The 25,649-nt window shown below is 28.3% G+C and carries 21 protein-coding genes; 19 read left to right on the top strand and 2 right to left on the bottom strand.

Annotation, left to right across the window (positions count from 1 at the left end):
* Positions 1 to 281 precede the first annotated feature (281 nt).
* The gene (locus J2Z25_RS04520) at positions 282 to 1,391 is read right to left on the bottom strand and encodes an IS1 family transposase (protein ID WP_209738693.1); all 1,110 of its coding nucleotides are present in this window, start codon (positions 1,389 to 1,391) and stop codon (positions 282 to 284) included.
* 536 nt (positions 1,392 to 1,927) lie between these two features.
* On the opposite strand from J2Z25_RS04520, the gene J2Z25_RS04515 reads away from it, so the two are divergent.
* The 14 genes from J2Z25_RS04515 to J2Z25_RS04450 all read left to right on the top strand — a co-directional run bounded on the left by J2Z25_RS04515 (position 1,928) and on the right by J2Z25_RS04450 (position 18,472).
* Positions 1,928 to 2,641, top strand: coding sequence for a response regulator transcription factor (locus J2Z25_RS04515; protein ID WP_008680221.1), 714 nt, complete (start codon positions 1,928 to 1,930; stop codon positions 2,639 to 2,641).
* Positions 2,631 to 4,190, top strand: a complete 1,560-nt coding sequence (locus tag J2Z25_RS04510) for an ATP-binding protein (RefSeq protein WP_209738691.1) — start codon at positions 2,631 to 2,633, stop codon at positions 4,188 to 4,190. The genes J2Z25_RS04515 and J2Z25_RS04510 overlap by 11 nt, the downstream gene beginning before the upstream one ends.
* 68 nt (positions 4,191 to 4,258) lie before the next feature.
* Positions 4,259 to 5,200: a glycoside hydrolase family 25 protein gene (locus J2Z25_RS04505; protein ID WP_008680219.1), complete on the top strand. Its 942-nt coding sequence runs from the start codon at positions 4,259 to 4,261 to the stop codon at positions 5,198 to 5,200.
* Between the two features lie 291 nt (positions 5,201 to 5,491).
* On the top strand, positions 5,492 to 6,955 hold the full coding sequence (locus tag J2Z25_RS04500) for a VanW family protein (RefSeq protein ID WP_425340176.1): 1,464 nt from the start codon (positions 5,492 to 5,494) through the stop codon (positions 6,953 to 6,955).
* A gap of 152 nt (positions 6,956 to 7,107) precedes the next feature.
* Positions 7,108 to 7,944 carry a Cof-type HAD-IIB family hydrolase gene (locus tag J2Z25_RS04495; protein ID WP_209738681.1) on the top strand — a complete coding sequence of 279 codons (837 nt, stop codon included), beginning with the start codon at positions 7,108 to 7,110 and terminating at the stop codon, positions 7,942 to 7,944.
* A gap of 297 nt (positions 7,945 to 8,241) precedes the next feature.
* The gene (locus J2Z25_RS04490; protein WP_008680213.1) at positions 8,242 to 8,703 is read left to right on the top strand and encodes a tRNA (cytidine(34)-2'-O)-methyltransferase; all 462 of its coding nucleotides are present in this window, start codon (positions 8,242 to 8,244) and stop codon (positions 8,701 to 8,703) included.
* Between the two features lie 16 nt (positions 8,704 to 8,719).
* Positions 8,720 to 9,556, top strand: a complete 837-nt coding sequence (locus J2Z25_RS04485) for a DegV family protein (protein WP_008680212.1) — start codon at positions 8,720 to 8,722, stop codon at positions 9,554 to 9,556.
* Positions 9,557 to 9,787: 231 nt separating this feature from the next.
* On the top strand, positions 9,788 to 10,840 hold the full coding sequence (locus tag J2Z25_RS04480) for a BMP family lipoprotein (protein ID WP_209738679.1): 1,053 nt from the start codon (positions 9,788 to 9,790) through the stop codon (positions 10,838 to 10,840).
* 114 nt (positions 10,841 to 10,954) lie between these two features.
* Positions 10,955 to 12,337 (top strand): RNA polymerase factor sigma-54, encoded by a 1,383-nt coding sequence (gene rpoN / locus J2Z25_RS04475; protein ID WP_209738677.1) that lies wholly within the window; start codon positions 10,955 to 10,957, stop codon positions 12,335 to 12,337.
* Between the two features lie 358 nt (positions 12,338 to 12,695).
* On the top strand, positions 12,696 to 13,739 hold the full coding sequence (locus J2Z25_RS04470; protein ID WP_209738675.1) for a sugar-binding transcriptional regulator: 1,044 nt from the start codon (positions 12,696 to 12,698) through the stop codon (positions 13,737 to 13,739).
* Between the two features lie 46 nt (positions 13,740 to 13,785).
* Positions 13,786 to 14,784, top strand: coding sequence for a type I glyceraldehyde-3-phosphate dehydrogenase (gene gap, locus J2Z25_RS04465; protein WP_008680207.1), 999 nt, complete (start codon positions 13,786 to 13,788; stop codon positions 14,782 to 14,784).
* 157 nt (positions 14,785 to 14,941) lie between these two features.
* Complete coding sequence (locus J2Z25_RS04460; RefSeq protein ID WP_099346765.1) at positions 14,942 to 16,120, top strand: phosphoglycerate kinase; 1,179 nt, start codon at positions 14,942 to 14,944, stop codon at positions 16,118 to 16,120.
* Between the two features lie 259 nt (positions 16,121 to 16,379).
* A complete protein-coding gene (gene tpiA, locus J2Z25_RS04455) occupies positions 16,380 to 17,126 on the top strand; it encodes a triose-phosphate isomerase (RefSeq protein WP_209738673.1) in 747 nt (248 codons plus the stop codon).
* Positions 17,127 to 17,422: 296 nt separating this feature from the next.
* Positions 17,423 to 18,472, top strand: coding sequence for an aldose epimerase family protein (locus tag J2Z25_RS04450; protein ID WP_209738670.1), 1,050 nt, complete (start codon positions 17,423 to 17,425; stop codon positions 18,470 to 18,472).
* A 120-nt stretch (positions 18,473 to 18,592) separates the two neighbouring features.
* Here the strand turns inward: J2Z25_RS04450 and J2Z25_RS04445 are convergent, their stop codons facing one another.
* A complete protein-coding gene (locus J2Z25_RS04445; RefSeq protein ID WP_008680201.1) occupies positions 18,593 to 19,525 on the bottom strand; it encodes an ArsR/SmtB family transcription factor in 933 nt (310 codons plus the stop codon).
* A gap of 339 nt (positions 19,526 to 19,864) precedes the next feature.
* Between J2Z25_RS04445 and J2Z25_RS04440 the strand changes: the two genes are divergently transcribed.
* From J2Z25_RS04440 to J2Z25_RS04420, 5 genes are all read left to right on the top strand, one after another.
* Positions 19,865 to 21,118: an extracellular solute-binding protein gene (locus tag J2Z25_RS04440; RefSeq protein WP_209738668.1), complete on the top strand. Its 1,254-nt coding sequence runs from the start codon at positions 19,865 to 19,867 to the stop codon at positions 21,116 to 21,118.
* Positions 21,119 to 21,245: 127 nt separating this feature from the next.
* Entirely contained in the window at positions 21,246 to 22,217 is a 972-nt protein-coding gene (locus tag J2Z25_RS04435) for a carbohydrate ABC transporter permease (protein WP_209738666.1), read from the top strand.
* A 1-nt stretch (position 22,218) separates the two neighbouring features.
* Positions 22,219 to 23,073, top strand: a complete 855-nt coding sequence (locus J2Z25_RS04430; protein WP_111928376.1) for a carbohydrate ABC transporter permease — start codon at positions 22,219 to 22,221, stop codon at positions 23,071 to 23,073.
* Between the two features lie 18 nt (positions 23,074 to 23,091).
* Positions 23,092 to 24,870 carry a glycoside hydrolase family 2 protein gene (locus J2Z25_RS04425; protein WP_209738664.1) on the top strand — a complete coding sequence of 593 codons (1,779 nt, stop codon included), beginning with the start codon at positions 23,092 to 23,094 and terminating at the stop codon, positions 24,868 to 24,870.
* A 224-nt stretch (positions 24,871 to 25,094) separates the two neighbouring features.
* Complete coding sequence (locus J2Z25_RS04420) at positions 25,095 to 25,517, top strand: hypothetical protein (protein ID WP_209738662.1); 423 nt, start codon at positions 25,095 to 25,097, stop codon at positions 25,515 to 25,517.
* Positions 25,518 to 25,649 lie beyond the last annotated feature (132 nt).

The raw sequence follows: 25,649 nt of genomic DNA, 5'->3' as shown, positions 1-25,649 counted from the left end.
GATATTAATAGTTAAATAAACTATATAAATGTGTTTTAGAAAATTGTTGTTAAAATAATTATATAGTTTTTGCTAGACTATTATTTAAATTTATAAAATAATAGTTAATAATATCATTTCGAAAAAAGTTTATTATTTATTATTAGAGTCCTTTTATCAAATCGAAGAATTATCCTGAATTAATGTATTGATATACAATTATTTTACATAAAAACAAACAGCCTAAACAAATACTTTGATTTAATATTCAAAGAAGATAATTATAGTGTAAGAGAAAAAAATTAATAGTTACCGTTTGAGGTATATTGATAGATTAATTTGTATTTAGGAAAGTTATTTATTTTTATATAAGTTGATTTTAAGGATAAACTTTTAAATAGTAAAAGCTGATTTAATGAATAGATTTTATAATCATTTTTGAAATCAATAATATGCCAGTTTAAATAGTTTTCTAAATACTTAGTTGCAACACCTTTAAACCTTACTAACCATCTTTTTATATTTAAAGAAAATTTATGTATAAAGATGCTATTAGAAGGTAATGTTTCATTTATATTTTTTAATAATAAAATGTTTGAATTCGTTAGATTATTAGAATCTAACTGATTAATTACTTTTGAAATAATTTGTGAAGATAGTGGAAAAACAGTATTATTATGATTTTTTGCATAAATATCAAAGTACCTATCATTATAAGCAGATATAATTGAAGATTTATCGATATTTTTAGAAAAGTTTTTGTTAATAGCTACTAAAGATATGGATCTTCTACTAATTGCTTTTGAAATAAGTGATTTGTTACTATCCATTGCACAAGCTATAAAAATATTTTCTTTATTATAATATCTAGCTTTTTTATCCCCTTTAAAATTTTCTTTAATAATTATTTTACTTACTTCTATATAATTTTTTAATACACTATAGTTATTTGATATTTGAGTGACTAAGAATTTATGCCTCCAATAGAAAGAAGTAGCCAAATTAATTCCTAAAATAGATGAGCACTTTCGTAAAGAAAATTTATTATTCATAAGAATTAAATATTTTAACCAAAGCTCCAATGGCTTTTTTGAGTTACTAAATATGGAGTTTGTTTTTTGGGAAAAGGTTTTACAACAATCTTTATTGAGACATTTAAATCTCTGTAGCCCTCTATATTTTCCATACTTTATGAAATTATTAGAATTACAATTAGGACATGCCTTTATCTTTTTATCTTTTAGAAAATCAATTATTGATAGTTCATTAAGATACAATTCTACTTGCTTAAATTTATTATTAATCTCATTATTAATATCATTATTAATTTCATCACAGTAATAATTAATAGTAATATTACTATTACTATTACTATTATAACCATAACTATATAGTGTTGATGGTGTTTCCATATTGCTATCTCCTTTAAATAAAAAGTTATTTGTACTAGATTTGCAAACAAATGTATATATAATTTGTTTATTTAAATTTTTAACATAAAATTTCAACTTTAATCAAAAAAATATGATGTCTTTAAAATTTGGTTATCAAAAACAACAATTTTTTAAAACAGATTGCTATAGCGATAAAAACTATATATGAGTAGTCGGATGTATAATTATGAAATCATAATGACTAATAATAAATAGGGTTTAGAAATAATAGGTATTAATTTTAAAGATATCTAGGTTGGTTTTATAAAAATTAACATTATATATTTTTTAATAGATAAATTCATTTATTAATTTATCTATGTATATGAAAGTATATAAATAATCTTTCTAAATTGTTTTTAATAGATACTGATATATTAAGGTTTTTTTAAGAAATTATAAAGTTTAAAATTAAGATATTTTAATTACAATGTAGATAAACAGTGAGAGTATAAATTAAAAGAATTCTTCTTTTGTGGTAAACTAATTTTAGAAGTAGAGAGGAGTGGATTTTTTTGAGTAAAGAAAGAATACTAATAGTTGATGATGAAAAGGAAATTAGAGATTTAATTGATATATATTTAAAGGGTGAAGGATACGATACAATAAAGGCAGAAAATGGTGAGGAAGCATTAAACATACTTTCAAGCAATGATGTGGATTTAATAATTTTAGATATAATGATGCCTAAGGTAAATGGCATTGAAGCTTGTTTGAAAATAAGAGAAGAGAGAGAAATGCCTATAATAATGTTATCTGCAAAGTCTGAGGATATGGATAAGATATTGGGGTTAAATACTGGAGCAGATGATTATCTAACAAAACCATTTAATCCATTAGAATTAGTGGCTAGGGTAAGATCACAACTTAGGAGATATAAGAGGTTTAATAATACATTAGCAAAGGAAGAATTAGTAGTTAAGCAAGATAATGTATTAGAAATTGATGAAATAAGTATAAATCTAGAAACTCATGAAGTTTTTAAAGATGGGGAGGAAATAAAGCTTACTCCAACAGAATTTGATATATTGGTCTTGCTTGGTGAAAATAGAGGGAAAGTGTTTAGTATTGAAAATATATATAACAGCGTTTGGAAGCAAGAGTTTATGCAGTCTGATAATACAGTTATGGTGCATATAAGGAAGGTAAGAGAAAAGATAGAAGAGGATCCAAGAAAGCCAAAGTTCATAAAGACTGTATGGGGGGTAGGCTATAAAATTGATAGGTAAAAAGAAAGAGGAGAAAGTTAAAAAGGAAAGAGTTGGGCTTATAAAGGGAATAAGAAACTTAATTTTAAAGATTTTTTATAAACTTTATAATTCAAGATTAGGAGTTAAAATTAGAGAAATTTTAGAGTGGATCTATAGGAGAATAGAAAAAAGTATAAGGTTTGAATTAATGCTTGTTTTTGCTATATGTTTTTTAGCAGCTTTTATGTTTTATGGATTTGCTAATAATGTTTTATCTAAAAATAAAACAATAACCAATCTTGAATATGATACTGGAGAAGTTCAGTCACAGGCTAATTCTATTGCAAAGGAATTAAGTGGAGAATATGGATATGAAATAGAAAGTATTAAAGAAGAAGAACAAATAAAAGAAGTGTTAAATAGATATAATGATGGAAAAGCTAAAATTTATTTGACGGATTTAGATGGCAAAATATTATTTAAGGTTAATGGTGAATTTCAAGAGAAATTAGACATATATGCAATAATAGATAAAAGTAATTCTGTAGCAGAAGACGGAAGTGAACGAGTTTTTCTTTATCCAGTAAATATAGGAGCTGATAGGGCTTATCTTATATATTCAAAGATACCTGTTCCTTATATATCATATGACTATTATGTAGATGAAAATTCATTTTTAGCACTTGTATTAGCTGTTATTATGTTTATATCTATATTTATTATAGTAACGAATAAGAAAATGAAGTATATAGAAGAAATAGCCTCGGGGGTAAGAATTATATCAAATGGAGATTTATCATATAGGATAGAAGAAAAGGGAAAAGATGAAATAAAAAAATTGGCTGAAAATATAAATAATATGGCATCTGAAATAGAGAGTAGAATTGATGGTGAAAGAAGAGCTGAAAAGACTAAAAGTGAGCTTATAACAAACGTTTCACACGATCTAAGAACCCCTTTAACATCTGTAATGGGATATATAGGACTTATTAAAGAGGGAAAATATGAAGATGAGAATATGATGAAGGAGTATTTGAATATAGCTTTTAATAAATCAAATCAACTTAAGGAATTAATAGAAGATCTATTTGAATATACAAAACTTAATAATAAAGGAATAGCTTTAGAAAGAACTAAAGTAAATATAGTTGAATTTTTATCTCAAATAATAGAGGAGTATATTCCTGTATTTGAAGAAAATGAAATAGAAGTAGTTAAAAAGTTTGTAGATGAAAAATGCATGGTAGAAATAGATGCAGGGAAAATGGTTAGAGTATTTGAAAATTTATTTTCGAATGCAATTAAGTATTCATTTAAGCCTGGAAATGTAATTGTATCTTCATATGAAAATAACGGATTTGTAAATATTGTTATAAAAAATAGAGGGGAAAATATACCACAAGAAAAAGTAGAAAGATTATTTGATAGATTTTACAGAGTAGATGAGGCGAGAAATTCTAATACTAAAGGAAGTGGTCTAGGTCTTGCTATATCTAAAAATATAATAGAACTTCATAACGGAAGTATATGGGCTGAATGTGATGGTAATGATGTAAGTTTCTTTATAAAGTTAAAAGTAATTAGATAATAAATACAAGTAACCTTTAAGAATAATTGTAATAAACTAATATAGAGAATATTTTTCTTGGAGGAAAAATGCAAAATAAAAATCCTAATAGTAGATTTGGAATAGACATAAATGAATACACACAAGATGTTAATTTTCAAACTCTAGCAAGAACAATAGATTTTTTGTATTTAAGAGCATCTGGCTCAGGATCAGGAAGATTTAGAGTTGATAGGAAATTCCTAGAATTTGCTAAAGCAGCTAGAGATTATGGAATACCAGTAGGAGCATATCATTATGCTTTACCTTCATATGATTTGACTACTGCAGATTCTCAATGTGATGAGTTCATAGACATATTACAGGAAGGTTTTGGAGAAAAAGATTACGGAGATTTATTTCCAGTAGTAGACGTTGAAGCACCAATAGATAACAAAATAAGCACAAAAGCATTAATTGATTGGGTAGATAGATTTAGGAAGAGGTTCGAGAGAAAAACTAGAAGAAGATTAATGCTATATACAGGAGCTTTCTTTATAGAACTGTATAATGATTTTAAATTACCTAATGGAACACAGCCACTAAAAAATATGCCTTTATGGATAGCTATGTACACAAATGTTCCAGTCAATCCACCATATCCTCCAAACTTAGGCGGTTGGACAAGATGGAGAATATGGCAATTTAGTGAAGGTCAAGTTGTTAATGGTGTGGGAAATCCTGTTGATGCTAATTGGGGGCCTGATAATTTAGATTTGCTTATGCAGCCAAGGCAAGTAAGAGATTTAAGAGCTGTTAAGGAAGGCGGATTATTAAAGGTTTCATGGAGAAAAAATGATGATGTAGATTTATTAGGATACAATATTTTTGTAAATGGATATTGGATAGGAACGGTGGGAAAAGACGACACAAGTTTCCAAATAAGATTATCTGAATTGCCTGTTAAAACAACTTCACCTGTAAATGTAACTATAGAAGCTTTTGATTATGATGGAGAAACATCTCGAATTAGAACTAAAGTTACTGTGTAGTATGTTCTATATTAAAAAAATAGAACATTGAAAACATTAGAAATAAAATTAGTTAAAAAAGCTTATAATATTAAAGTTATTATAATATTATAGGCTTTAATTATTTTATATTTATTTGGTAAAAAAATATGAAAAAACTTATTAAGTATTTAATTAAAGTTTATTATTTTATTCATATAAATATATTAAAATAAACTGTAGAATATAATATAATATTAATGATATAGTAATATTATAATTATAGGAAAAATATTATTTTCATAATTTATATTATGCTTATTTAGAAAAGGAGTGGGGCAGTTGGATGGACAAAAAAAAGACAATAAAAAAATAATATCTCCTAAAAATACAATAATAGCTGCAATAATTATAACTATAGTAGTTATAATAGGAATCATAGGTTATATTTTTTCAGTAAATAATAGAGTAGCAGCATGGGAGAATAAGGTTTATCCAGGAATTACTGTATATGGTGTTGATTTAGGTGGCTTAAGCAAAGAAGAAGCTATTAAATCTTTGAATGAAAAACTATCAGGTCTTATTATGGACAAGAAGCTAAATGTTTTGGTTGGTGACAAGAAGTTAGAATTGTCATATAGTGAAATAAAACCTAAGTATGACACAGAAGTAATAGCTGAAGAAGCTTTTAATTATGGTAAAGATGGTGGAATGTTTGCTAAAAATTCATTAATTAAAAATGATGATAATATTAACATGGAAGCTAAGATTACATATGATGAAGAAAGTTTAAAAGCTTTTGAAGAAAAAGTTAAGACAGAAGTAAATGTTGCACCTAAAGATGCTACCATAGAAATAAATTCAGGAAACATAGTTGTTACACCAGAAGTTATTGGGAAGAAAATAGACGAAGAAGAGCTTCATAATAAACTAATAGAAAGTATTAATGGAGATCCAACTAGTATTGTTGAATTAACATTTGAGTTAAAGGAAGAGCAAGCAAAGGTAAAAGCAGAAGATTTAAACAAAATAACTGGAAAGATAAGTGGTTATAGCAGTAGTTATAAAGATACTGGAGATGGTAGAGTTAAAAATATGCAAATTGCAACTCAAATTGTTAATGGAACTATAGTAATGCCAGGAGAAGAGTTTAGCTATAATGAATTAATTGGAGATACAACTCCAGATAAGGGATATGAAAAAGCTAATACATATGTTGGCAATGAAATTGTACCGGATTATGGTGGAGGAATATGCCAGATATCAACAACTCTTTATAGAGCAGCAATGAGAGCAAATCTAAGATCAACTGAGAGAATGAATCACTCCCTAACTGTTTCTTACTCAGAACCAGGATTAGATGCAACAGTTGCAAATGGTGTAATAGATTATAAATTTAAGAACTCATACGACTTCCCAGTTTATATTCAAGGATATGTAGGAGGAGGAACAGCTTCATTTAATATATATGGTAATGTAGAAGCTATGGGTGGAAAGACTTATGAACTTGTAAATGAAGTTCATGAAAAATATAATCCAGAAGTTAAGTATGAAGATGATCCAACTATGGAAGCAGGTACTGAGAAAGTTGTATCTTATGGAATGCCAGGATATAAGGCAAGCTCTTATCAAATAACATATGAAAATGGTGTTGAAGTTGATAGAGAGTTTATAGCTACAGATGTTTATTTAACAACAGATACAGTTATAAAAAGAGGAACTAAAAAGAAAGAAACACCTCAAAAACCAGCTGATAAACCACAAGCTCCAGCTGGAGATCAAAAACCAAATCAATAAGTAAGAGGAGAATGGATTAAATAAATCCATTCTTTTTTTATTATTTTGTGTTAAATAGGAATAATAAATGTTATTAGGGTGTTAAGCTTATTGTCGAAAATCCAGTAAAATGATATTATAATAATATGAAAAGGTGAATAAAGGAGTATTTTATGGAATACAAAATGGTCTGTATTGATATGGATGGAACCTTACTAGGTAAAGGGAAAGAAATATCTAAAGAAAGTAAAAAAATAATAAAAGAAATTCACGAAAAGGGTGTAGAAATAGTAGTAACTACAGGGAGAATTTACAATAATGCAGCGTATTACTCACATCTTTTAGGAGTTGAATCACCTGTTATTGCAGCTAATGGAGCTATTGTTAGAGAAAAAAACACAAACAAAGTTATATATGAAAAGCCAATAGAAACTGAGGAGTGCATTAAATTAGTTGAAAAGTTGTATAAGATGAAAATGCATTTTCATTTTTATACTTTAGATAGTATATATTGTAGTAATAAGCTTACAGAGCTAGGAACCAAATTATATATGACAAAGCAAATAGGATATGATAATTTAAAAATAAATTATTATGTTATAAATAATATAGAAAAGTGGAAAGATTTTTTTAGAAAAAATCATGGAAAAATAACTAAATGTATAGCTTTTTCAATGAAGCCAGAGAAGATTTTAAAAGTAAAAAAACAACTAGATACATTTGAAGGTATAGTATATTATGGCTCAGGAAAAAGAAGCGTTGAAATCAATAGTAAAGGTGCATCAAAAGGTAATGCTGTAAAAGCCTTAGCAAATTATTATGGTTTTAAAAGAGAAGAAATTATATGTATTGGAGATAATGAAAATGACTTATCTATGATTGAATATGCTGGAGTTGGAGTTGCGATGGGAAATGCAATAGAACCAGTAAAAAAATTAGCAGATTATATTACAGATACTAATATTGAAAATGGAGTCGAAAAAGCAATAAAAAAATTCTTTAAACTATAGAATCTTCAGTATTAAAGCATTTTAAATAAGCATATTAATCATTAAATATAATTATGTTTCCAGAGATAGTAGTATATTTCTAGAATAAAATAGTTTTTAAAGAAAAGATAATAGAATATTTATTTGATTAATGGTTAGAAATGTTTAAGTTATTATATTATTTTTATAATAGAAAATAATATTCTATTAATAATGCTAAATGTTTTGACTAATGAAGATTCATATAGTATCATTTTTTATATAGTTTCACTAAAGTAAGATGATTTCATCTTACTTTTTTAATCGGAGGTAAGAAAATTGAATTTAAATATAGTTTTATACCAACCAGAAATACCACAAAATACAGGTAATATTGCAAGAACTTGTGTTTTAACAAATTCAACGCTACATTTAATTAAACCTATGGGCTTTAAAATAGATGACAAACAAGTAAAGCGTGCTGGATTAGATTATTGGAGCGAATTAAAGCTTGAAATGCACGAAAGTTATGAAGAATTTATGAAAAAGTATGGAGATAAAAGAATTTTTTTAGCAACTACTCATGGTGGAGTACATTATGATGAAGTTTCATTTAAAGAAGGAGACTTTATAATGTTTGGTAGAGAGTCTTCAGGAGTTCCAGAAGAAGTACATAACAGTCATGAAGGAATAAGAGTGCCAATGATTAAAACAAGTACTAGAAGCTTAAATCTTTCAAATACAGTTGCTATTGTTGCATATGAGGCTTTAAGGCAAATAGGTTTTCCTGAAATGAAATAAATTAGGGGGAATAGAAGTGGAAAAGATAAAAATATTAACAGATAGTTGTTTAGATCTTCCAGAAGAGTTAATTAAACAAAACAATATAGAAGTTATACCTGTTTTAATTAATTTTGGTGATGAAAGTTATATTGATAGAGAAGAAATTAATTTAGAGCAAATGCAAGAAAAAATACAAATAGAGAAAATACTTCCAACAACAGCTCAAATAACTCCTATTAGATTTGAAGAAATTTTTAGAAAATATTTAGATGAAGGATATAAAGTTTTAGCAATACTTATGTCCTCTAATATGAGTGGAACATATAATTCTGCATGTATTGCAAAAGATATGATTGAGTCAGATGACATAGTTATAGTAGATACACAAGTTATAACATCAGCTCAAGGATTTTTTGTTTTAAAGGCTTGTGAACTTAGAGATAAGGGATTGAGTGCAGAAGCTATAAAGGAAGAACTACTAACTATGATACCTAAAATGAATGCATCATTATGCTTTGAATCATTAGAAAATCTAGTTAGAGGCGGAAGAATATCAAAGACAGCAGGCGCAATTGGAACTGCATTAGGTCTTAGGGTTATAATTGGATTCGAAGATGGAATGATGACTGCAAAAGATAAAGTAAGAGGAAATAAAAAAGCATTAAAGAAGATAATATCAGACTACGAATCAAGTAATCCAGATAAAAATGAGCCTGTTATATTAATTGAAATAGAAAGTCCAGAAATGAAGGATGAACTTAAGAAATATTTAGTTGATAACAATATAAAATACATTGAAACAAAACCAGGTTGTGCAGTTGGAATACATTCTGGAACAAAAGTAAGTGGATTGTTTTTTATGAGTAAATAAACTTAAAGTATCTATGAATAACTTGAAAGAATATAAATTTTTAGGTTAGAATTTAAGATTATAAAGTAAATTTATGGAATGATAGATAATTTTTAATAATGAATAACTTTTAATAATAAAATAAAAAAGATAAAGATTAAATTCTTTATCTTTTTTATTTTTTTGAAAAGTATAGACTGAATTTTTATATATTTATTTGGGTAACATAAAGTAAAAAGGAAGGTGGTTTCAGTGAAAAAACAAAAACTATTTTTACTAACTCTAAGTATATATTTAACTTTCACGCTCACAGGTTGTGGAGTTCTTAATAGTCACATAATAGATTTGGATAAATTAAAAGTAGCTTATGTTGTTAATAAAGGTTGCTTAGAAGATAAAGGACTTAATCAATTAGGATTAAATGGAATAAATAAATCTATTATAGAGGATGATATTAAATTAACTACTATAGAAATAGACAAAGACGATGAAGCAGATTTTCAAAAACAATTTATAAAAGCAACCAAGAGTAATGATTTAATAATTGTTGTTGGTGAAGAGTTTAAAAATGTAGTTAATGAAACTGCCACCAATTATAGAGACAAGAGGTTTATAGTTACTACTAATAAAATAAGGGAAAGTAATGTGCAAAATGTAGATTTTAAATATGAAGAAGGCGGATTTTTAGTAGGAGCTATTGCTGGGAAAAGAAGCTCTAATAAAGAAGTTGGTTATATAGCTATTAAGGATAATGAACCAAATAAATTATTATTATCAGGATATATGTCAGGAATTAAAGTATCTAACTCCAAAGCATTCCCCAAATTATTATCAGGGGAAAATGTAAAATATGTTGAAGATTGTGCAAATGTTGATTTAGCATATAAAGAAGCAATAGACCTTTATGATAAAGGATGCGAGGTTATTTTAACTGCGGCAGGTAGAGCTTCAGAAGGTGTTTTTAAAGCAGCTAAAGAAAAAGGAAAGTATGTAATCAACAGTGGCATGAATGCACAAGAAGTTTATAGTAATTATAAAGATAATGCACTTGCATCTTTAAAGATTAGGTTTGATGATATACTTTATAAAAGTATATCAGAGGCAAATGATGGGATGTTTAAGAGTGGAGAAATTAATAAAATAAATGAAGGTTTAAAAGAAAATACTATTGAAGTAATCATGAATGAATCATTATTAGATAAAGAAACTATAAATTTAATAAATAATTATAAAAGTGAAGTAATTAGAGAAAAGATTGAAATTCCTAAGAAAAAAGAAGAAGTATTAGAATTTAAAGTGCAATAATAACTTGATATAACGTTTACTTACAGTTTATACTAGTAATAAGGAGCACTATCCTTATTACTAGTATATTAAGCAAAAGTTATAGTTTATAGTTTGGAAATGAAGGTGTACTTTATGAAATTAGATTTTAATTTAAATCTCACACAAGAGCAAAAGTTAATAATGACCCAACAAATGCAGTTATCTATAAAGCTTTTACAAATGTCAACTTGCGATTTAAGAGAATATATAGAAAACGAGTTTGTAGAAAATCCAATACTAGAAGGAGATTTTGATTTTGTTCAAGAAGAAAAGGATTATCAAGATAAGATAGATTATAAAGAAATGATAAAATATCTAGAATTCGATAATTATGGATCTCAAAGTTATGGAGACTATAATAAGGATGAAGATGTATCACCTTTTAATTTTATATCAGAAAAAGAGTCGTTAACAGAGTATTTGCATGAACAATTGCTTGAAAGTGACGAAGATGAGTTAAAAAAAGCAATAGCATCATATATGATTGAGAATATTGATAGCAGAGGATATTTGGACATGCCTTTAGAAGATATATGCAAGGAATTAAATATCCCGATTGATTTAGGTCAAGAATCATTAGAGATACTTCAGGATTTAGAACCAGATGGTATAGGGGCTAGGGATTTGAAGGAATGTTTAAAAATACAGTTAATAAAAATGGGAATACTAGATGATAATCTAGAAATAATAATAGATGAATACTTAGATTTAATAGCAGATAATAAATATAGTGTTATAGCAAAAAACTTAAAAATAACTCCAAAAGAAGCTCAAGATTTAGGAGATATAATTAAAAGCTTGGAGCCAAAACCATCTAGAGGATTTTATACAGGGGACGAAGTTAAATTTATAATACCTGATGCAGCAATTAGAAATATTGATGGACAATATTTTGTTATTATGAATGATGGAGTTATACCAAGGTTATCAATAAGCAATATATATAAAGATATCTTAAATAATAAGGAAGATAAAAATACAGAAAATTATGTAAAAGAAAAATTAAATAGCGCTATGTTTTTAATAAAAAGTATAGAACAAAGGAAAAGTACTTTACTTAGAATATTAGAAAAAACTGTAGAGAAGCAAAAAGAGTATTTTGATAAGGGGCAAAAGTATTTAAAGCCAATGACTATGAAAGAAATGGCAGAAGAGCTTGGAATACACGAGTCAACAGTAAGTAGAGCTATAAAGGATAAATATATATTAACAAGCCTTGGAACTGTGAAAATAAAGGATTTATTTACAACAGGTTTAAGTAAATCTCAAGGTGATGGTGAAGATGTTGCTGTTGTTAATATTAAAAAACAAATAAAAGAAATGATAGATGCAGAGGATAAGAAAAAGCCTTTATCAGATCAAGCAATATGTGATGAATTAAATAAGAAGAGTTTGAATATATCTAGAAGAACAGTAGCAAAATATAGAGAAGAAATAGGAATAAAATCATCGAGTAAAAGAAAGAGAATAGAGTAAAAATAGTATCATAAAAAATAGAATAAAAAAGGATTATAAAGGGGAATTTATAATAGGGATGTTAGCTATTTATATCAAATATAATAGAAATAGAAGCTAGCATTTCTATTATATTTTATTTTTTTCGACCTTGTGGATACATGCAAATATAAGTTGAATCGTAGAAAAGGAATGGTATAAGGAAACTTACATATACGCACTTTTATAGGATATATAAAGTTATAATGCTAAAAATTTGTAAAACTTTTAGAAAAGTTTGCAGAAAGTACTTTTAAAATTCATAGAAGTGTTTTATAATAATAAATGTGGGACATATAAGTTATATGCGGGACCTTTTTAGACCAAAGGAGGGTTGAAAGTGCAGGAAATATTGTCTTTACAGAAAAAAATAGTTCCTGAACTTGTAGAAGTCCTTGAGAAAAGATATAGTATTCTTAGGACTATATATTACAATCAGCCTATCGGAAGACGTGTTTTAGCCAATCAGTTAGATCTTGGAGAGAGGATTGTAAGAACTGAAATAAGTTTTTTAAAATCACAAAATTTGATAGAGATTAATACTCCAGGAATGACAGTTACCGAAGAGGGACAAGAAGTAGTGAATAAGCTTAAAGATTTCATACATGAAATAAAAGGTTTATCAGATATTGAGGAAAACATTAAGTCCTTCCTTGGGTTAAGAGATGTAATAATTGTTCCAGGTGATGTAGAAGCAAACGAAATAATATTAAAAGAACTTGGTAAAGCTACAGCTAATTATCTAAAATCAATTATTAAAGATAATAATATAATAGCTATAACTGGGGGAAATACTATAAAAGAATTTGTAGAGGCATTACCTAAAATAAATAATATTTCAAATATTCTCGTAGTTCCGGCAAGAGGAGGTATGGGAAGAAAAGTTGAAATACAGGCTAGTACATTAGCTGCATCCTTAGCAAAAAAGTTAAATGGTGCTTATAAATTGCTTCATCTTCCTGAAAATCTTAGTTTAGAGCTTTTAGATACTTTACTAAAGGAAAAAGAAATAAAGGAAGTTATAGATAATATCCATAAAGCTGATATTTTAATTTATGGTATTGGTGATGCTTTAGTTATGGCAGAAAAAAGAGATGTTTCAGAAGAAGAATTTAATAAACTTAAATCTCTTGGAGCTGTTGGTGAAGCTTTTGGTTGTTATTTTAACAAAGATTCCAAAGTTGTTTCAGAAAATACTTCAATTGGAATAAATATTAATGAAGCAAGAAAAATTAACACACATATTGCTGTAGCAGCTGGGGAAAATAAAGTTGATGCTATTATTGCAACAATGATGAAAAATCAAAATGCAGTATTAATAACAGATGAAGCAGCTGGTAGAAAAATTGTAGAATTTATTAAGGAACACACTAAACAAGCTTAAAATTTTTAAAATTTTAAATATAACTATTTTTAGGAGGTAATTGCAAATGGTAAATGTAGCAATTAATGGTTTTGGAAGAATAGGAAGATTAGCATTAAGATTAATGATTGAAAACCCAGAATTCAACGTGGTAGCAATCAACGATTTAACTGATGCTAAGACTTTAGCTCACTTATTTAAATATGACTCTTCACAAGGAAGATTCAACGGAGAAATAGAAGTTAAAGAAGGAGCTTTCGTTGTTAACGGAAAAGAAATAAAAGTTACAGCTGAAAGAAATCCTGCTGACTTACCATGGAAAGAATTAAACGTTGACGTAGTTTTAGAATGTACTGGATTCTTCACTTCTCAAGAAAAAGCTGGTTTACACTTAGAAGCTGGTGCTAAGAAGGTTGTTATTTCAGCTCCTGCAACTGGAGACATCAAGACTGTTGTTTACAACGTAAATAATGATATATTAGATGGTACTGAAACAGTTGTTTCAGGTGCTTCATGTACTACAAACTGTTTAGCTCCAATGGCTAAAGTATTAAACGACAAGTTTGGAGTTCAAAAAGGATTCATGACTACAATCCACGCTTATACTAATGACCAAAACACATTAGATGGTCCTCACGGAAAAGGTGATTTAAGAAGAGGTAGAGCTGCTGCTGCTAACATCGTTCCAAACTCAACTGGAGCTGCTAAAGCAATTGGTTTAGTTATTCCAGAATTAAAAGGAAAATTAGATGGTGGTGCTCAAAGAGTTCCAGTTACTACAGGTTCATTAACTGAATTAGTTGTAACTTTAGACAAGAAAGTAACTGTAGAAGAAATAAACGCTGCTATGGCTGCTGCTGCAAACGAATCATTTGGTTACACTGAAGATGAAATAGTTTCATCAGACGTAATCGGAATCACTTACGGTTCATTATTCGATGCAACTCAAACAAAAGTTATGACAGTTGGAGATGAGCAATTAGTTAAAGTTGCTGCTTGGTACGACAATGAAATGTCATACACTAACCAATTAATCAGAACTTTAAAATACTTCGTAACTAGATAATTAAATAGTTAACTGTATAATTAAAGAAATATAATTGTTGGTCTGGTTTTATAGAAAATCTATGAGGCCAGGCCAATTTTAAATTAATCAAGAATTATAAATTTGTGTTTATAAAAATTGTATAGATTAATCAAAATAAATTTAAGAGGTGAAATCAATGAGCTTTAATAAGAAAACTATCGAAGATATAGACGTTAAAGGTAAAAAGGTTTTAGTAAGATGTGACTTCAATGTGCCACTAAAAGATGGCGTTATAACTGATGAAAACAGATTAAACGGTGCATTACCAACAATTAAGTACTTAATCAACAATGGAGCTAGAGTTATACTTTGCTCACATTTAGGAAAAGATGCATCAAAATCATTAGCTCCAGTTGCTAAGAGATTAAGCGAAATGCTAGACAAAGAAGTAGTTTTTGCAAGAGATGAAGAAGTTGTAGGAGCAAATGCTAGAGCTGCTGTTGCAGAAATGAAAGATGGAGATGTTGTATTATTAGAAAATACAAGATGCAGAAAAGAAGAAACTAAGAACATTGAAGAATTCTCAAAAGAATTAGCTTCATTAGCTGATATATTTGTAAATGATGCATTTGGTACAGCTCACAGAGCTCACTGTTCAACAGTTGGAGTTACTGAATTCTTAGATACAGCTGTATGTGGATACTTAATTCAAAAAGAATTAAAATTCTTAGGTGAAGCAGTAAACAATCCGGTTAGACCATTCGTTGCTATATTAGGTGGAGCTAAAGTTTCAGACAAGATAGCTGTTATTAACAACTTATTAGAAAAAGTTGATACATTAATCATCGGTGGTGGAATGGCTTACACATTCTTAAAAGCTCAAGGATACGAAGTAGGATCATCATTAGTAGAAGCTGATAGAATTGAATATGCTAAGGAAATGATCGAAAAGGCAGCTGCAAAAGGAGTTAAATTCTTATTACCAGTTGACCACAGAGTTGCTGCAGAATTTAAAGATGTTGAACCAGTAGTTACAGAAGATCAAAACATTCCAGCAGGAAGCATGGGATTAGATATCGGACCAAAAACAGAAACTTTATATGCTGATGCAATTAAAGATGCTAAAACAGTTATATGGAACGGACCAATGGGAGTATTCGAATTCGAAAACTTCAACAAAGGAACAATTGCAGTTGCTAAAGCTATGGCAGATGCAGATGCTACAACAGTTATCGGTGGAGGAGACTCAGCTGCAGCTGTTAATATCTTAGGATTCGGAGATAAGATGACTCACATCTCAACAGGTGGTGGAGCTTCATTAGAATTCTTAGAAGGAAAAGCATTACCAGGAATAGAAGCGCTAAATAATAAATAAAACGAGTTTAGTTATTAAAAGTGAAGAATGAAAAAGTGAAAATTATAGTTAAAAGTTATACTTTTAACTATAAGTGAAAGAATTGAGGAAATAATCCAGTGAACTGGATTAAGAAAATAAAAAAAATATTTATAATTCCACTTAAGTGAAATTATAAATTGAATTTAATTTTAATTATTCAACTTCGGTGAATAATTACCTTAACTTTTTCATTCTTTCACTCCTTCATTATTCAAATTAAATATAAGAGGTGATTTAAATGAGAAAAGCGATAATAGCAGGAAACTGGAAGATGCACTACACTCCAGCAGAAGCTGTAAAAGTTATAGAAGAATTAAAACCATTAGTAAAAGATGCTACTTGTGACGTAGTAGTTTGCCCTACTTTTGTTTGTTTAGATGCTGTATTAAAAGCAGTAGAAGGATCAAACATTAAGGTTGCTGCTCAAAATATGCACTTTGAAGAAAAAGGAGCTTTCACTGGTGAAGTTGCTCCAGGAATGTTAGAAGCTATGGGAGTTAACTATGTTGTTTTAGGACATAGTGAAAGAAGAGAATACTTCAATGAAACTGATGAAGCTTTAAACAAGAAAGTTAAAGCTGCATTTGCTCATAACTTAACTCCAATACTTTGCTGTGGAGAATCTTTAGAGCAAAGAGAAAATGGAACAACTAATGAAGTTGTTGGAGCTCAAATTAAAGCTGATTTAGAAGGATTATCAAATGAATTAGCAGAAAAAGTAGTTATTGCTTACGAACCAATCTGGGCAATAGGAACAGGTAAAACTGCTACTAATGAGCAAGCTAATGAAACAATAATGGCTATCAGAGGCGTTGTTGCTGAAATGTTTGGCAAAGAAGTTGCTGATAAAGTAAGAATCCAATACGGTGGATCAGTTAAGCCAAATACAATTAAAGATCAAATGGCTATGTCTGACATAGATGGAGCTTTAGTTGGTGGAGCTAGCTTAGTAGCTGCTGATTTCTCACAAATAGTTAATTATTAATTTGTAAGTTTTTCAAAAAAAGAGTTATGTAATGATTTATAAAATAAACATTACATAACTCTTTTTGTATTTTTACTTTCATTATATTATTAGTTGAAATTAATAATAGCTTTAATATCTAATTAGTAGATTGAAATAAAGTCTGGAAAAATAAATTAATATATTTAAAAAAAGTGCAATTTAGATTATAATTTAAACATAAATAATGTTTTAAAATAATAATACTGATTTTAATTATGTGAAAAAAGGGTATTAGTGTTATTTTAATCAAAAATATGCAAAGGAGAATGGGGAAAATGGATATTAAAACAAATTTTATAGAAACAAAAAGTGGGAATTTATACAAAGAAATTGTTTTAATCAATGGTAATGGGGTTGAAGTTAAATGCATTGATTTAGGTTGTATAATTACACAAATAAATGTTCCTGATAGGTATGGTAAATATGAAAATATAGTTTTAGGATATGAAAATTGTGATGATTATCTAAATACTACTGCTTATTTTGGAGCTGTTATAGGAAGAAACTCTGGAAGAATAGGCGGAGCTAAAATTAGAATTGATGAATTGGATTATGAGTTAAATAAAAATGATGGGAATAATACTTTACATGGTGGATATAATGGTTTTAATGTTAAAAAATTTAGTTTTAAAACTGTTAAAGATGAAGACTTCGTTGGTGTTAAATTTTATTGTATAAGTGAAGATGGGGAAGGTGGATTTCCGGGTAAGGTAGAAGTTGAAGTTTGCTATTTATTAAATAATGATAATGAATTTAAAATTTCTTATAATGGAATATCTGATAAAACCACAGTGTTAAATATGACTAATCATAGTTATTTTAATTTGAGTGGTAATTGTAAAAGAAAAATTACTACTCATACTTTACAAATACAAGCTGATAAGTTTACTGAATTAGATGATGAATCTATTGTTACTGGAAAAATGATTAATGTTTTAAATACACCTTTTGACTTTACTAGGAGGAAGAAAATTGGACAAGATATTTATCAAGATTATTATCAATTTAATATTACAAAGGGATATGATCATTTTTTCAAATTCAAAGATGATATGAAAAATGAAAATAGAGTAGAGTTATATGATGAAGAATCGGGAAGGGGGTTATTGATTTCTACTGATTGTAATGGAGTAGTAGTTTATAGTGGTAATTATGTTAGTAAAGGGAAGTTATCTATAGGCAGAGAAATAGAAGTTAGAGATGCTGTGTGTCTTGAAACGCAAAACGTTCCGATTGGAAAATCTAATTTGTTTATAGAAGATTCCATTCTTGAGGCGGGTAGAAAATATTCTAGTGAGACTATTTATAAGTTTGTAGTTAAATAGAGTTAATTTGATATTGTGTTATTAAAAATAAATAATCTTTTATTCTGAGTATTGTTGAATTAATATAAATTAAAAACCGTAATTAAAGGATTAGAAATCACTTTAATTACGGTTTTTGATTTATATTTTAGAATTGTATTCAATTCCTAGCAAGATAGATTGAGGATGATCGCCGAATTTTTCTCCGAATATATTTATTCCTCTTGAGTTTTCGGCATCTTCTTTTATTCCTATTTTTACTGCTAGGTATGGAGTTTTGGTAACATCTAAATCTTTTAAAGTAATTGATGAAACTAAAATTTCATCACAGTATGTTCCGGTATTATCTATTTTGTATGATCTCAAAAGTCCGTATTGTGTAGAACTATGAGGCCACCATACGGGGTTTAACTTTCCTGATCTTCCCCCGAAGTCTCCTGGAGATGTCCAAGTATGTAGTTCTACGTTGTTCATCCATACGGTTATATCTGATGGCCAATGTGGATTATAAGATGGAGCTTCGGAGCAACATTCGAAAGATAAATTAAAACTAGTTAAATCTCCGAAAGATAATATATCCAATGGAAAGCGGTATTCTAAGAAACCTTGTTCAAACCATATGATTTGTGCTGTATAACGATCTGGGTAATAGAAAGTTTGTGGATTATCCAAAATTCCGATTTGTGAATTTTCATTGGCCATACCACAAGTACCGTTGATGTCGCAATTTACATAAGAACCTATCGGCATGTTTATATAGTGACATCTGTGTTTGTTTTCTTCTGTTTGAAGATTTAAATCTATAAAAATATCATCTACGTTTCTAAAACAAACTTTTTTGGTTCCTCTTACAGCTGGTTCTAATCTTGTTAATATTAGTCCGCATTCTTCTAAAACTTTTACATGCATTGCGGTAGTTGAAAGGGGAATTGACAATGCTTCTGCAAGTTCATTAACTGTAGGAGCACTATTAGCAGTTATTTTTAATATTTTTATTCTATCTTCTGATGATAGAGCTTTGGCATAAGAAGCCATTTTATCAATATCATTAAAATTTACAGATAAGCTTTTCATTTTATTGTTCCTTTCCAAATTATAAAAATTGTTATATATAAAGTAAAAAATATAGAGATATATAATATCTATATAAATTATATCATGGTAAGTGAAATTAAACAAATGAATTAAAACAAATAATTTGGAATAAAGTATTTAACATTCAAAGTTTTCGGTAGTTTAAAACAGAAAAAATGTTTTAAATATATTAGAAAGTTAGAATAACACAATAAAAAAGGGGGTAATAAAACAAAAAAATTAGAAAAAACTTTCAAAATTTATTGAAAACGTATAAAGTAAATGATATAATAAATTTGAAATTAAACAAAAAAAATGTTTCAAAGGGGAGAGATTTTTATGAAAAAGAAAAAGATTTTAAGTGTTATTTTAGCTGGGATCTTATCATTTGGTTTAATATCTTGTGGTAATTCAAAAGAAGATTCATCAGGTAGTGATTCTGGTGGGAAAAAAGAAATAGTATTTTGGTCAGTTTTTACTGGAGCTGATGGAGAAAATATGACTAGAATGATAGACGAGTATAATAAAACAAATCCTGAATATAAAGTTAAACATATGCCTATTGAAGCAGATGACCTATATACAAAAATACCAACAGTAGTTGGATCAGGTAAGGATGTGCCAGACGTAACAATAGTTCATGCTGAAAGAATTGCTTTGTTTGCAGAACAAAATTTACTTCAACCGTTAAATAAATATATTGAAGCAAGTGGTGTAGTAAAAGAATCAAATTATGTGGAAAATGCATGGCAAATGGGTTCTATAAATGATGAACAATATAGTATTCCTCTAGATGTACATTCATTTGCAACTTATTATAATAAAGATCTTTTAGCTAAGTATGGTCCTAATGTATTAGATGATGGCATTATTACACTTGATGAAGTAAAAGAAGTTGGGAAAAAATCAGCAGCTGATAATATACCAGCTTTAGGTTTAACTTGGATGAGAGTTCAATATTTATCTTATTTAGCTCAATTAAATGGAGATATATCAAAAGATGGAAAAGAAGTTAATCTTGATTCTCCAGAAGCAAAAAAGATATTTGCAGAGTTAAATGGTTTAGTAAATGCTAAAATAGCTACTCAAGATGGCGATGACCCAGGTCAATTATTTAGAGCGGGTCAATTAGTATTTTGGCCAGAAGGAATATGGATGCAAAATTCACTTAAAGGTATAGATGTAAATTGGGGACTTACTCATATGGTAACAATGGATCAAAATAATCCAAAGGATTGGAGTTCTTCACATCAATTCGTAATGCTTAGGAATGATAAAATGACTGATGAAAAAGCAAAGGGAGTTATGGATTTTGTGAATTGGATTGGTGAAAATAGTTTAGAATGGGCTAAAGCAGGACAAGTACCAGCTAACTATGCAATTAGAGAAAATGAAGAATTCAAAGCTATGCCTCAAGCTTTTGTATTAGAAGATGCAAATAAATTAAAAATATATGATTATAAATACTATGGAAATGTTGTTGAAGCTTTAGATAAGGTTGTATTTGAAGCTGCTTTTGGAAGAATGACTCCTGAGGATGCTGCAGCAGCAATGCAAAAAGAAGCTAGTGAAAAAATTCAAATGGCTCAATAATTAGGATGTAATGATAAATTATTAAAATGTAGTCCTTAATTAAGATGTTACAATGCTTAAGTAATTAGGATCTTTAGTTAATATTATAGCTAAAGATCCTAAATTGAATATTCTAAAGGAGGTAAATATGAGTAAAAAGAGAGAGTTAGCACCATATTCATTTATAGCACCACATTTAATTCTTTTTGTTCTATTCTTTTTAATTCCAGCTGTGGTTGGAATATATGTTTCATTTACTAAATGGGATATATACTCAGCACCACAATGGGTAGGCTTTAAGAATTATTATGAAATATTAGTGAATAGTGAATCAGTTTTTTATGAGCAGTTTTGGAATGGATTAAGAAATACTTTTATTTTCTCAGTTTTAACAATACCTTTCTGCATAGCAATTCCATTATTATTCGCTGTTCTTTTAAATACTAAGCCTAAAGGCTATAAATTTTTTCAATCTGTATTTTATGTTCCGGGATTACTTTCTATTTCAGCAGTAATGTTAGCATGGAATTTCATGTTTAATAAAACTTTTGGATTAGTTAATAATATGACTAATTTAGATATAAATTGGGGGAGTACTTTCCCTTGGTATTGGATAGCACTAATTATAATAACTGTTTGGTGGTGTATTGGTAGTAACATGGTAATATATCAAGCGGCTATTGCAAGTGTTCCTACTGATTATTATGAAGCGGCAGCTATAGATGGAGCAGGAGCTTTAAAGCAGTTTTTCAAAATTACTCTTCCATCAATAAAAAGCCAAATTTTATATACGCTAGTTATGACAACTATTGCACAATTTAATATATATGGACAACCTCTTATGTTTAATAATGGTGGACCTAATGGAGCTAATAGAGTTCTATTAATGTATATAAGAGAATTAGGATTTGGACAAGGAAGCTCATTAGCAGGTATGGCTTCAGCAATGGCAGCAATGCTCGGTATATGTATTTTATTTATTTGTATTTTACAAGCGGTTTTATCAAGAGATGAAGATGAAGTTTTAGCTAAAAAGCAAAGAAAAAAGAATAAGAAATTAAATAAAGCAAAAATGAAAACTGCAGGTGCTACCTATAACTTAAGTGAGGGAGGAAAATAATATGGAGCATAAACTAAAAAAGAAAAAGTTTAATTATAAGAAAATAGCATGCTTTTTATTAGTTTTAGTGCTTGCTATAGTATGGATTACACCATTGATTTGGGCTATTTTGACATCATTTAAGTCTGAAGTAGAAGTACAAACAACTGGATTTAGTATCTTACCTGCAAAATGGGTAGTTGAAAACTATATAGATGTATTATCAGATACAACAGTTACACCAATAATTAAGTGGTTTGGCAATTCTCTTTTTGTTTCTGTAACACATACAATTTTAGCAGTAATAATTAGTTCAATGGCAGCTTATGCATATTCAAGATTGAATTTTAAAGGGAAAAATACTATTTTTGGATTTTTATTAATGACAATGATGTTTCCAGCTGTTGTAAACTTAATTCCGTTATATAAAATAATGGATACTTTAAATTGGGTAAATACATCATGGGCATTAATATTTCCTGGCCTTGGTGGAGTAGTTAATATATTTTTGATTAGGCAATTTATGATGGGAATTCCAAAGGAATATGATGAGTCAGCAAGAGTTGATGGTGCAAGTACTTGGAGAATATATACTAAGATTATAGTACCATTATGTAAGCCAATATTAATAATAGTTGGATTATTCTCATTTACAGGTTCTTGGAATGATTTCTTATGGCCAACAATTATTATGAATGATACAGCAAAATTAACATTAACAGCAGGATTAAGAACATTACAGACTGGCTATAGTATAAAAGTAGCTCATTTAATGGCTGTAACAGTATTAGCAATTTTACCTACTTTAATATTATATTTAGTAGCACAAAAGTATTTTATGGAAGGATTATCTTTACAATCAGGAGTTAAGGGTTAAAATTTAGGAGGAATAGATATGACAGTTAATATACCAAGAAATGAATATCCACGTCCACAATTCGTAAGAGAAGACTGGATTAATTTAAATGGAGAGTGGGAATTTGATTTTGATGATAACAATATAGGAATAAAGGATGGGTGGTACAAGAACCCAAAACTAGGTAAGAGTATATTAGTTCCTTATGCTTATCAAACTGAGCTTTCAGGAATAAATATAAAGGAGTTTCATGATATAGTATGGTATTCAAAAACTTTCGACTTAGATGAAGTTATGAAAAATAAAAGGAATATATTGCACTTTGGAGCTGTCGATTATAAGGCAGATTTATGGGTAAATGGTGAGCATTTATTTACTCATAAAGGTGGACATGTACCTTTTTCTGTAGATATAACAAGTGTTATAAAGGAAAAAGATAATTTAATTGTTTTAAGAGTTGAAGATTATGCAACTGATTTAGAACTACCAAGAGGAAAACAATTTTGGAGAAAAGAATCTCATGGAATATTCTATACAAGAACAACAGGAATTTGGCAATCTGTTTGGATAGAGCCAGTAAGTGAAACATATTTGAAGAAAGTGTGGCTTACTCCTGATTTAGATAAAAAGACAGTTTTAGTTGAGTATGAATTTGAAGGAGATATTACTGAAACTTCATTAGGTGTAGAAATATCAGTTAAGGATACAGTAATAGTTAATGATAAAATAGCTTTAATGAGTAGCAGAGAAAAGAGAGCTTTTGGATTAAATCAAGAATTAACATTAGATTGGAATCATCATGAATCCTTGGCGTGGAGTCCAGAAAATCCAATATTATTTGATATTAAGTTTAGTGTTTACAAGAAAAATACTATTATTGATACAGTTAAATCATACTTTGGATTAAGAAAAGTAGAAATCGTGGATGGGGTCTTTATGTTGAATAATAGACCTTATTACCAAAAGTTATTACTAGATCAAGGGTATTGGGAAGAATCGTTACTTACAGCACCAACAGATGAACATTTTGTTAAAGATATTAAATTGTGCAAAGAGATGGGATTTAATGGTGTAAGAAAGCATCAAAAGATAGAAGATCCAAGATTTTTATATTGGGCAGATAAATTAGGACTATTGGTTTGGGGAGAAATGGCTAATGCATATGTTTATTCAAGAAGATATGTTAAGATGTTAAATAATGAATGGATTGAAATGATAGAAAGAGATTATAATCATCCTTCAATAGTTGCATGGACTCCTCTAAATGAGTCTTGGGGTGTAGATTCAATAATGAATAATAAAGATCAGCAAGCTCATTCAGCTGCTATGTATTGGTTAACAAAGTCATTTGATCAAACAAGAGTTGTTATTTCTAATGATGGATGGGAACACACAAAAACAGACCTTCTTACAATTCATGATTATGAATATAGAAATGAAGTTTTAACCGAAAGATATTCTTCTTTAGATAATATCTTAAAAACAAAACACTCAGGAAGAGGTATGTTTGCTAAAGAATGGAATTATGAAGGACAACCTATAATTATTTCTGAAATGGGAGGAATTTCATATCAAAAGAGTGAATGGGAAGGCTGGGGATATTCCGCAGCAACATCCGATGAAGATTTCATTTTAAGATATTATAATGTAATATCTCCAATGCTAAAATCAAAATTAATTCAAGGATTTTGTTATACTCAAGTAACTGATGTAGAACAAGAAATAAATGGTTTACTAACTTATGCTAGAGAGCCAAAAGTAGACTTAAGTATTATAAAGGCAATAAATGAAGGAAGATGGACACCAGATACTAAATAAAGTTAATTTTTCTTTGAAATAAGTGGAGCTGTCGCATAAATAAAAATGCAAAATTTAGAATATGGAATTAAGGTAAAATCTATTGAAAGTAGTTTTGAATAATATAAATTTAAGTATTTTAATATAAAATACCACATCGATTTTAAATTTTACATTCTACATGTGGCATTAAGTGATTTTCTGCGACAGGTTCAACTATATATTATAAATTTGGAGGCATAATTATGAAAGTATTAAATAGAAAGCTTGAAAGAAATATGATTCTTATAGGTTCAATATGGCAATTACTATCTGGACTAGCTACTATATTTATTTATGCAACGTATATAAAAACTAAAGGAGTAGGGCTAGGAGATATTTCGCAAGTAGATATTACATCTATTCAATTACTATTAGATAATGTTTATATAGTTACAACTACTATAGGATTTCTATTTATGGCTATGGGATTAGTAAATTTATATATTTATAAAAAAACTAAAAATAATGTGGTTGAAAAAGGAAAAGGAATTTGGCTTATTGTTTGTTCACTAATTTCTTACTTCTTTATGGATATAATTTCTGCTATTTTATTTATGATTTCAGGAGTAATTATGCTATCTAAAAATAAAGCTATTTTAAAAATTAATAATGGATTAGTAAATTAAAAAAATAATTGGATCTTATAAAATCCTATATACTTAAAGTCATAGCTAGAGTGTATAAAAATATATTGAAAGATGTATTTAAAACATATCTGGCTTTTTGTATTTCTGAAATGAATATAAAAGTGTTAATGG

The organism is Clostridium tertium, from assembly GCF_017873245.1.
In the GTDB taxonomy this organism is placed as follows: domain Bacteria; phylum Bacillota; class Clostridia; order Clostridiales; family Clostridiaceae; genus Clostridium; species Clostridium tertium.
Note: the sequence above shows the minus strand (reverse complement) of the source record. Positions and strands in the feature narration are given on the sequence as shown.